The 9,932-nt window shown below is 64.8% G+C and carries 7 protein-coding genes; all 7 read right to left on the reverse strand.

Features of this window, described 5'->3' with window-relative positions; translation table 11 throughout:
• Positions 1 to 240: 240 nt before the first annotated feature.
• Positions 241 to 1,881 carry an ABC transporter substrate-binding protein gene (locus AC0L25_RS23180; RefSeq protein WP_473597647.1) on the reverse strand — a complete coding sequence of 547 codons (1,641 nt, stop codon included), beginning with the start codon at positions 1,879 to 1,881 and terminating at the stop codon, positions 241 to 243.
• 159 nt (positions 1,882 to 2,040) lie between these two features.
• Positions 2,041 to 3,048, reverse strand: a complete 1,008-nt coding sequence (locus tag AC0L25_RS23185) for an alpha/beta hydrolase (RefSeq protein WP_473597648.1) — start codon at positions 3,046 to 3,048, stop codon at positions 2,041 to 2,043.
• Positions 3,049 to 3,075: 27 nt separating this feature from the next.
• Positions 3,076 to 3,756 carry an isochorismatase family protein gene (locus AC0L25_RS23190; RefSeq protein WP_473597649.1) on the reverse strand — a complete coding sequence of 227 codons (681 nt, stop codon included), beginning with the start codon at positions 3,754 to 3,756 and terminating at the stop codon, positions 3,076 to 3,078.
• A 268-nt stretch (positions 3,757 to 4,024) separates the two neighbouring features.
• Positions 4,025 to 5,329 carry a M24 family metallopeptidase gene (locus AC0L25_RS23195; protein WP_473597650.1) on the reverse strand — a complete coding sequence of 435 codons (1,305 nt, stop codon included), beginning with the start codon at positions 5,327 to 5,329 and terminating at the stop codon, positions 4,025 to 4,027.
• 292 nt (positions 5,330 to 5,621) lie between these two features.
• Positions 5,622 to 6,599 (reverse strand): GlxA family transcriptional regulator, encoded by a 978-nt coding sequence (locus AC0L25_RS23200; RefSeq protein ID WP_473597651.1) that lies wholly within the window; start codon positions 6,597 to 6,599, stop codon positions 5,622 to 5,624.
• A gap of 324 nt (positions 6,600 to 6,923) precedes the next feature.
• Entirely contained in the window at positions 6,924 to 8,105 is a 1,182-nt protein-coding gene (locus AC0L25_RS23205) for a cystathionine gamma-synthase (RefSeq protein ID WP_473597652.1), read from the reverse strand.
• Complete coding sequence (locus AC0L25_RS23210; protein WP_473597653.1) at positions 8,102 to 9,562, reverse strand: pyridoxal-phosphate dependent enzyme; 1,461 nt, start codon at positions 9,560 to 9,562, stop codon at positions 8,102 to 8,104. The genes AC0L25_RS23205 and AC0L25_RS23210 overlap by 4 nt, the downstream gene beginning before the upstream one ends.
• Between the last annotated feature and the right edge of the window lie 370 nt (positions 9,563 to 9,932).

Here is a 9,932-nt window from a genome sequence, read left to right on the forward strand (position 1 = left end):
GCTGTAACCCGGTCGGGGGGGGGGGGGGGGGGGGGGGGGGGGGGGGGGGGGGGGGGGGGGGGGGCCCCGCCCCCCCCGCCGGGGGGGGGGGGGGGGGGGCGGCCCGCCCGCCCCCCCCCGGTCGTGGGGGTGGTGCGCTCAACCACCCCCCCCTCGCGGGCCGCTGCGCGCCCACCTCTCCCCCGCTTCGCGTGGGCGAGGAACCCAGGTCTTGAGAGGCTGGAGGGACGGCACCCGCTATCATGCCTCGAGCCAAACCTTCTCGAAATGCTGCTCCAGCGACTGGTGCTGCTCGCAGCCATGCACGCCCTTGCGGAACGTCCGGTAGACCGAGCGCCAATAGGGCTGGATGATGATGCCGGAGTCGCGCAGGTTCTGCTCGATCTTGGCCATGATCTCCTTGCGTGCACTGGCGTCGGGCGTAGCCAGCGCCTTGTCGAGCAAGGCGTCGAACTCCGGATTGGCGTAGGCGGTCTCGTTCCAGGCAGCACCCGATCTGTAGGCCAGGGCCAGCACCTGGACGCCGAGCGGCCGGCCGAGCCACTCGGTGCAGGAGAAGGGATATTTGCTCCAGTCGTTCCAGAACGTCGCCGCCGGCAGCACGGTGCGTTTGACCTTCAGCCCGGCGTCGCGCATCTGCGCGGCGATGGCATCGCCGGTGTTCTTCTGCCAATCGACATCGACGGAGATGAGCTCGAATTCGTGGTCGGACTTGCCGGCCTCGGCGAGCAGCGCCTTGGCTTGATCGACATTGCGGACGGCCGGGCCGATATCGGCGTATTCGGCATGCATCGGCCCGACATGGTGGTTCTCAGCCGGCTTGCCGCGGTCGTCCATGCCGATCTTCAGGATTGCGGCGTTGTCGACGGCGAGCTGCGCGGCGCGCCGCACCCTAATGTCGTCATAGGGCGGATTGCCGACGTTGAAACGCGCGACGATCGTCGAGCCAGTGGCAAGTTCCGAATTGCTCAGATCCATGGCATCGGTTTGCGACACCGTATCGGCGGCGGTTTCGTGGTTGGTGTCGATCTCGCCCGATTCGAAAGCCGAGAACATCGCATTGGGATCGGAGCCGTAGTCGACCCATTGGATGCCGTCGAGCCAGAAATCCCCCTTCCACCACGGCTTGTCCTTGCGGCGGACCTCGGCGCCAACCTCGGCGTCCCATTGCACCAGCTCGCAAGGTCCAGTGGTGATCGCCAGCGCCTTCAGCGGATCGCCGTCGCCGTCGTAGCTGCGATGCATGATCAGCGCCGGGTAGTCGGTCATGCCGGCGATCAGCGAAATGTCGGGCTTGGGCAGATTGAGCCGGACGGTAAAGTCGTCGACACGCTCGATGCCGCCGTCGACCGGCTTCTTGGTGGCGGCGTCGACCAGCGCCCCCATGCGCTCCGCGACCGAATTGCCGGCAACGCTCGCATCGCACCAGCGCGCCAGGTTGTGGACGACATCGTCGGCGTTGAAGGTGTCGCCATTCGACCAGGTGATGCCCTTGCGGACGTGCAGCGTCAGCACGCGCGCGTCGTCGCTGGTCTCCCAGCTTTCGAGCAGCCACGGCTCGAAGGTGAAATCACGATTCCAGCGCACCAGATATTCGTTGCACTGGCGGGCGACATTGGACATTTCGACGCCGTCGAAGGTGCGCGGATCCTTCCAGCCTTTGACGTTCATGGCGACGCGCAAGACGCCGCCGCGCTTCGGCTCCTGCGCCCTGGCCGGCGATGGCGCAAGGCCGCCGAGCGCCAGCGCGCCGGCGGCGCTGAGGCCGAGCGCGGCCATGGTGGCGAGATATTCGCGCCGGTTGATGCTGCCCTTCTTGAAGCCGTCGGCGACGGGCTCAGCCTGCGGATGCAACGCTCTGTCGGTCAACATGAACTTCATCGTCGATCCTCCCCGTCGGCGCCCGGCTGACCGCTTCGCGGGGGCGGATGCGGTAGGCCGGGCGCCTTTGGCCATGGGCAATGATAGTGCGGGATTAAGCGGGGAAGTGTTCTGATTTCCGCAGTTGTTGTGCGCTGTTCCGCAGAGGTGGAAGGTCCCCTACAACCACTCGCCCTTGCCGAGCGTGGCGATGGCGGCGACGATGCGGGTGAACGCTTGGCCGGCCCGTGGCACGGTTTTGCGGGCGCGCAGGAAACTGTGCACGAGGCGCGGCTCTTCGTACCACCAGGCGCGGCCGCCGGCGGCAAGAATGCGGTCGCGATAGGCCTCGCCGTCCGATGACAGCGGATCGCATTGCGCTGTGACGACGACCGTCGGCGGCAGGCCGGAGAAATCGCTGTCGCGCAGCGGCAGGAAGGTCGGGTCGTCTGGTGACTGTGCCTTGCCGGAGCGGACCTGCCTGTAAAACTTAACATCGCTGAGCGTCAGCAGCGGCGCCTCGGCGTGCTCGACATAGGAGCCGGCGCTCTCTTTGGTGTCTAGCTCGGGGCCGCCTGGCTCCGGACCGCCCAGATCGGGATAGATCAGCACCTGGCCGATTGCGGGGCGGGGTTGGCGGCGCGCCGCATGCGCCACCGCGGCGGCGAGATTGCCGCCGGCGCTCTCGCCGCACAGCACGATCGGCAGGCCGGCTGTCGCAGCCGCCCATTCGAACACCGCCAGCGCATCGTCGAAGGCGGCCGGATGCAGATGTTCGGGCGCCAGCCGGTAGTCGGCGGACAGCACGGGAAAGCCAGTGCCGGCGCAAATCTCGGCGCAGATGTCGTCATGGCTGTCGAGCCCGCCAAGCACGAAGCCGCCGCCATGATAGTAGACGACCATCGCTTGCGGCGCCTTGCCCGCCAGCTGGTAGCGCCGGATCGGAATCGTATGATCGCCGGCGGCAACCGTGCTGTCGCCGGTCTCGACGCCTGCGGGAGTTCCCGCGTGGAACGCCCGGCACATCGCGTCATAGACCGCCCGCTGCTTGTCGACCGGCAGGTCAATTTCGGGCGGATACCATGCGTTGACCCGGTCGATATAGGCCCACAGCGCCGGGTCGAGCAGCGTCGCGTATTGTCCCCGTTGTGCTGTCTCGGGCTTGTCGGCGTCACTGACCATCGCCATCCGGTCCCACCAAATCCGCTGGAAGCGTCAAAGCTCGTCGTAGAGCCGGGCGGCATTTTCGTAGGTGAAGCGCAAAGGCACGGAACCCTGGACCTGCCATGCGTCGACCGTCTCGCCTGTCATCAGCCGGCACGCGCCGTCGGTGGTGGTGACGGCGCCGCCATAGAGTCGGTTGGCAAGGTTGAGGATGGCGGTCTGGTGCATCGCCGTGCTGCCGCTGCCGCAGGCATCCTTGACCAAAAGCACGCGAAAGCCTGACGACACCGCATCCCTGACGGTGGCGTCGATGCAGGCCTCGGTCCACACGCCGGCAACGACCAGCCACTCGATCCCTTCGGCCTTGAGCCGGCCTGCCGCAGGGCTCGCACCGAAGGCGCTGGCCTCGGTCTTGACCAGCATCATCTCGTCGGCGAGGGGCGCCACTTCCGGACAGATCGCCGTCAGCGGATCGTCCTTGTCGGAGAAGGCCGACCTGCCATTTGCATCGACCGGATGGAACCGCCGCGCCTCCCTGGTGAGATCGACGATATAGGCCGAATGATAAAGCAGCACATCATTGGCCCGCGCCGTTGCCTGCAGGCGCTGGACGTTGGCGAGGATGTCGGCAAAACCCTCGACCAGGTAACGCTTGTCCTGCCGATGCTCCTCCTGGAGGTCGACGAACACCGCGGCCACCATGCCGCGCTCGATGGAGATCGGGCTTTTCATGCGGATACCTGAACTTCGTCATTCCAGGGTGCAGCAGCCGCGAAGCGGCGTCGCGAAGACCCTGGAATCCATGCCCTTACCTCTAGCGAAGAATGCAACGGAACAGAGTTCTGCACCGTTTCGAAGCCTAGATGTAACGGCATGGATCCTAGGGTCTGCGCCGCGTCGCTGCGCTCCTTGCTCCGCCCTAGGATGACGAAAGCATGAGCGCTGCGGCTAGTCCCGAAGGTTTGCGATACCGCACCGCGACCAGTGGTGGATGCTGGGGTCAAACCTGTTTCTCCAGAAAATCGTCCTCATAGGGAAAGCGCGACAGAAGCTCGGTACCGGTTTCGGTGACCAGGATCTCGTCCTCGAGCTTGACACCCTCGCGGCCGCCTTTCTCGCCGATATAGCTCTCGACGCTGACCACCATGCCGGGCACGACAAAGCCGTCGCGGCCATAGGTCTCGTAATCCATGGCATGCGCGATGAACGGCGTCTCGCCATGCATGCCGACGCCGTGCATCACCGACGTATAGCGCTGGTCGACGAAGCGGTCCGGGATCTTCCAGGCCTTTTCGGCAATCTCGCGAAACGCCATGCCGGGTTTCACGATCGAGATGTTGTGCTGAACCTGGTCGTGGGCCATGCGGTAGAGCGACTTCTGATAATCGGTCGGCTTGCCCGGGCCGCAGCGGAAGGTGCGCGAGAAGTCCGAATAATAGCCGTAACAGCCGATCGTATCGGTATCCAGCGCCAAAAGTTCGCCCGGCCTGATCTTGCGGCCGCTGGCTTCGTTGAACCACGGGTTGGTGCGCTGACCCGAAGTCAGCAGGCGGGTTTCGATGAACTCGCCGCCTTGCCGGATCACCTCGTGATACATGATGGCGAACAGGTCGTTTTCGGACACACCGGGCTTGATCGCCTCGCGCACCGCGTAAACGGCGGCTTCGGCGCCGGCCATCGACACCTGCAGGCACTTTACTTCTTCGGGCGTCTTGACCGCCCGCACCGCGAGAATTTCGCCCTGGCAATCCCTGACCTCGCAGCCGCGCTTTTCCAGCGCCAGCGCCTGCAGATGGCCGCAACGGTCGAGGCCGAGCTTCATCGAGCCGCCGCCATGCGCCTTGAGCAGTTCGGCGATCTCATCGGCGAAGGGCCCGGCGGTTTCATCGTCGCGCCCCGACACCGAAGACCACACCAGCTTGGACGGACGCGCCTCGTCGATCGTGTCGAGCACCATCGAGACATGATAGCTCTGCGGATATTCGAACAGCATGATCGGCCCTTCGGTCGGGATGAAGAAGTAGCGGGTCGAGTTGCGCAGGAAATAGCCGAACATGTTGCGCGAGCCGGTGGCGTAGCGCTGGTTGTAGGGATCGAACAGCACCACGGCGCCATAGCCGGCCTCGCGCATCCAGGCACGCAGCCTGGCCAGTCGGCCTTTGCGCAGCGCATCCGCGTCGATGAAGGACGGCTCGGTGTCGGAAAGCCACATGCCGCCGGCCGGGTCGGCCGCCGCCGGGTGGCGCATGCGGTCCCGAAAGTCGACATCCTCGGTGCTGTCGGGGTCGAAGACGACGATGCTCATGGGGTGCCTCCTGGAAGCGGGGAAGATGCGCCATGGCTTGCGCAGAGGCTGTGCGGAATCCCGCAGGTGTTGTGCCGGATGCCGCTTGGGGCTGTTACGTGGCGCTCTACGGCGCCCCCTCTGTCCTGCCGGACATCTCCCCCACAAGGAGGGAGATTGGCAGCTTCGGCGCTCCGCTCTTCCTGCAACGTTGGCGATTGGCGAAATCGGCGGTGACAGCCGATCTCCCCCCAAGTGGGGGAGATGGCCGGCAGGCCAGAGGGGGGCGCTGTCCCGCTGACCTCCGCAAGACCTAATGCCGCCGCATCACCTTAGGCGCATGTCCATGCTCCTCCCTGAACGCCCGGGCAAAGCTCGACATCGAAGCAAAGCCGCAGGCCAGCGCCACGTCGCGCACCATCAGTGTCGAATGGGCCAAGAGGTCGGCGGCGCGCTTCAGCCGCAGGCGACGGTAATAGCCGTTGGGCGAGATGCTGAGTTCGGAGCGGAAGTTTCGTTCCAGCTTGTCGGAGGAGACGCCGAGCTTTTCCGCCAGCGCCGCCATGCCGAGCCGTTCCTCCACCGCGTCCTCCATGATGGCGATCGCCGACAGCACCAGTTCGTTCTGGACGCCGGTGCGCAGCCGCAGCGGCATCAGCTTGCGGTCGACGCTGGAGCGCAGCGGGCTGTGCACGAACCATTCAGCGACGCCGGCGGCAAGCTCGGCGCCATAGTCTGATGTGATGATCTCCAGCATCATGTCGAGGCTGCCGACGCCGCCGGCCGAAGTGAAGCGCTTGCGGTCGATGACGTAGAGATCGCGCCTCAGTTCTATGTCCGGAAACGCTTCGGTGAAAGCCGCCTGGCTGGTCCAGTGCAAGGTGCAGGCATGGCCGTCGAGCAGGCCCGCGCGGGCGAGGAAGAACGCCGCATCCGCCACCGCGCCGATATGAGCGCCGCCGCGCAGGCTCCTGCGGATCCAGCTCACCGCGTCCTCGGCGACAAGATGATCGGCATCCCCGCCCGAGCAGACGACAATGCGGTCGACCTTCGGCGCATCGCCGGCAAAGAAGCCGGGCTGGATGATGACACCGTTCGAGGCCTTGACCGGACCTTGGGCGGCGCCGACGATGATCCAGCGGTAGCAGTCCCGCTTGCCCAGCACGTTGGCTGCGCGCAGCGGCTCGACGACCGAGCTGAACGCCATCATCGGGAAGCCGGGGAAGACCACGACCGCGAAGGTGAGGGGAGCGTCGATGGCCCTCGGTAGGTTGCGTTGTCGGTTGTTCATAGCTTCGGGAGCCAGGCAGCAAGATGGATGAGGAACTACAATTCTGCCAGATGGCGCCAAGGTCAACGGAATAGGATGTAAGACACATGGATACAGAATAAGCGCCGCTCGCTGGCGATCCTTCACGCCCCCCTCTGTCCTGCCGGACATCTCCCCCACAAGGGGGGAGATCGGCAACTTCGCCGTCCCGTCCGTGTTTCAGCGTTGGAGGTTGGCGAAAGCGCAAGATGACGGCCAATCTCCCCCCTCGTGGGGGAGATGCCCGGTAGGGCAGAGGGGGGCACTGTCCCGCCGACTTCTTGCAAGGTTCTTGTTGCCCCCCCCTCAACTCGCCAGCGCCTGGTCCAAATCCGCGATCAAATCGTCGCCATCCTCGATCCCGGCCGACAACCGCACCAGCGAATCGGAAATCCCAATCTCAGCCCGCTTTTGCGCCGGGATCGAGCCGTGCGTCATCAGCGCCGGGTGCTCGATCAGGCTTTCGACGCCGCCGAGGCTTTCGGCGAGCGTGAACAGTTGCGTGTGTTCGAGGAAGCGTTTTGTGCCGGCGAGGTCGCGGTCGAGCTCGACTGTGATCATGCCGCCGAAGGCGTGCATCTGCCGCCTGGCGATGGCGTGCTGCGGGTGGCTGGGGAGACCGGGATAGATGACGCGGCGGATGTCGGGACGGCTTTCCAGCCAATGCGCGATCTTCTGGCCGTTCGACGAATGGCGCTCCATCCTGAGCGCCAGCGTCTTGAGGCCGCGCAGCGCCAGAAAGCTATCGAACGGCCCTGATATGGCGCCTATAGCGTTCTGCAGGAATTTCAGCCGGTCGGCCAGATCCTTGTTGTCGCCGACCACGGCAACGCCGCCGACCATGTCGGAATGGCCGTTGAGGTATTTCGTCGTCGAGTGCACGGATATGTCGATGCCGAGCTCCAGCGGCCGCTGCAGGTAGGGGCTGCAGAAGGTGTTGTCGGCGACCGAGAGCACGCCTTTGCGCTTTGCCAGTGCTGCGACCGCTTCAAGATCGACGACGCGCAGCAGCGGATTGGTCGGCGTCTCGACCCAGAGCAGTTTGGTTTCCGGGCGGATCGCCGCTTTGACCGCGTCAAGATCGGTGAAGTCGACGAAGTCGACATGGAGGTTGGCCGAGCGTTTGCGCACCCGCTCCAGCAGCCGAAACGTGCCGCCATAGATGTCGTCGGTGGCGACGACATGGGCGCCGGAATCGAGCAGTTCGAAAATGGTGGCGATCGCCGCCAGGCCCGAAGCGAAGGCGAAGGCGGCTGCGCCGCTCTCGAGATCGGCCACCGCGCGCTCGAAGGCGAAGCGGGTCGGGTTCTGGCTGCGGGCGTATTCAAAACCCTTGTGCACGCCCGGGCTCTGCTGGCCATAGGTCGAGGTCGCATAGATCGGCACCATCACCGCGCCCGTCGTCGGGTCATGGCTCTGGCCGCCATGGATCGTGCGCGTCGAGAAGGCCAGACGGTTGCTGCCCGATACGGTGGCTTTGATGGTCATTTTGCGCGGCGCCTCAGATGGTTGATCAGGTCGATGCGGGTTATCAGGCCGATGAACTCGTCGCCGTCGAAGACAATGGCGACCTCGTTGCGGTCGAACACCGGTAGCAGCGCATCCAGCGTCTGGCTGGCCTGCAGCGTGTGCAAATTGGCGGTCATGGCCGTGCGGACCGGGGCCTTGAAGCGGTCCCAGCGGCTGTCATAGGGGCCTTCGACGTGGGCGAGGATATCGCTTTCGTCGACGATGCCGACCAGTCTGCCGTCGTCCAGCACCGGCAATTGCGAGACATCCGAACGGCGCATGCGGCCATAGGCGTTGAGCAGGCTTTCGTCCGGGCCGACAGACACGATGTCGCCGGTGCGGTGCGTGCGCATCACCAGATCGCGCAGGTCGCCGTGCTGCTCGTGCTCGGCGAGGCCCTGCTCGATCAGCCAGAAGTCGTCGAACACTTTCGACAGATATTTGTTGCCGCTGTCGCAGACGAAGGTGACGACCCGCTTCGGCACGGTCTGCTCGCGGCAATAGCGAAGTGCGGCCGAAAGCAGGGTGCCGGACGACGAGCCGGCGAGGATGCCCTCGTTGGAAAGCAGGTCGCGCACCGCCAGCATGCTCTGCTTGTCGGTGATCGAGTAAGCCTTCTTGACCAGCGACAGATCGGCATTGGGCGGCACAAAATCCTCGCCGATGCCTTCCACGGTCCAGCTTCCGGCCTCTTGCATCTTGCCGGTCTTGATCAACGGCGCCAGCACCGAGCCGACCGGATCGGCGAGAATCATCTCGGTCTTCGGCGAAACCTTTGCGAAGTAGCGGCCAAGCCCGGTCAGGGTGCCGCCGGAGCCGACGCCGACGACCACCGCGTCGACGTCGCCATCGAGCTGCGAATAAATCTCGGGACCGGTCGTGGTTTCATGGGCGTCCGGATTGGCCGGATTGGCGAACTGGTTGGCATAGAAGGCGCCGGGCAGCTCGGCGGCGATCCTTTCGGCCATGTCCTGATAGTATTCGGCGTGGCCCTTGCCGACATCGGAGCGGGTCATGCGCACTTCGGCGCCGAGCGCGCGCAGATGCTGGATTTTTTCGCGCGACATCTTATCGGGCACGACGAGGATGATGCGGTAGCCCTTGGGAATGCCGACCTGGGCGAGGCCAAGACCGGTGTTGCCGGCGGTCGCCTCGACAATGGTGCCGCCGCGCTTCAGTCTGCCCTGTTTTTCGGCGTCGGCGATCATCGACAGCGCAATGCGGTCCTTGATCGAGCCGCCGGGATTCTGGCTTTCGAGCTTGATGAACAGCCGGCACTTGCCGATGTCGAATTTGGTCAGCTCGACGACCGGCGTCTGCCCGATCAGGTCGAGAACCGACGCATAGGGCGGACTCAGACGGGACATTGCCCTGTCTGAGGATGGGGCCATCTCCGAAGGGGCAACGTCAGGTGCGGCGATCTTGTGCTTGCTCATATTCAGATGCTCCGTGGCCAAGCGACCGCCTTGGGCAGGCTGTCAGCCTATCTTCTTTTCCAGCCGTTTGCAGTCTGAAAGAAGATAGATCGTGCCAATCCATTGGCCAGACGGGGAATGGGATTCCGTAGGGCCGCTCCGTCACGCCAATCACGATAGGTCGCGGGACAGCACCCCTGGACCAGCACCCCCTCTGGCCTGCCGGCCATCTCCCCCTCAAGGGGGGGAGATTGGATGTCGCAATGGGTTTCGCCAATCTCAAACGTTGAAAGACTGGCGCAGTCAGCCGAACTGCCAATCTCCCCCCAAGTGGGGGAGATGTCCGGCAGGACAGAGCGACTGTCTTGGAAGTCAAGCTGTTTGCCATGGT

Source organism: Mesorhizobium sp. WSM4813 (assembly GCF_055811555.1).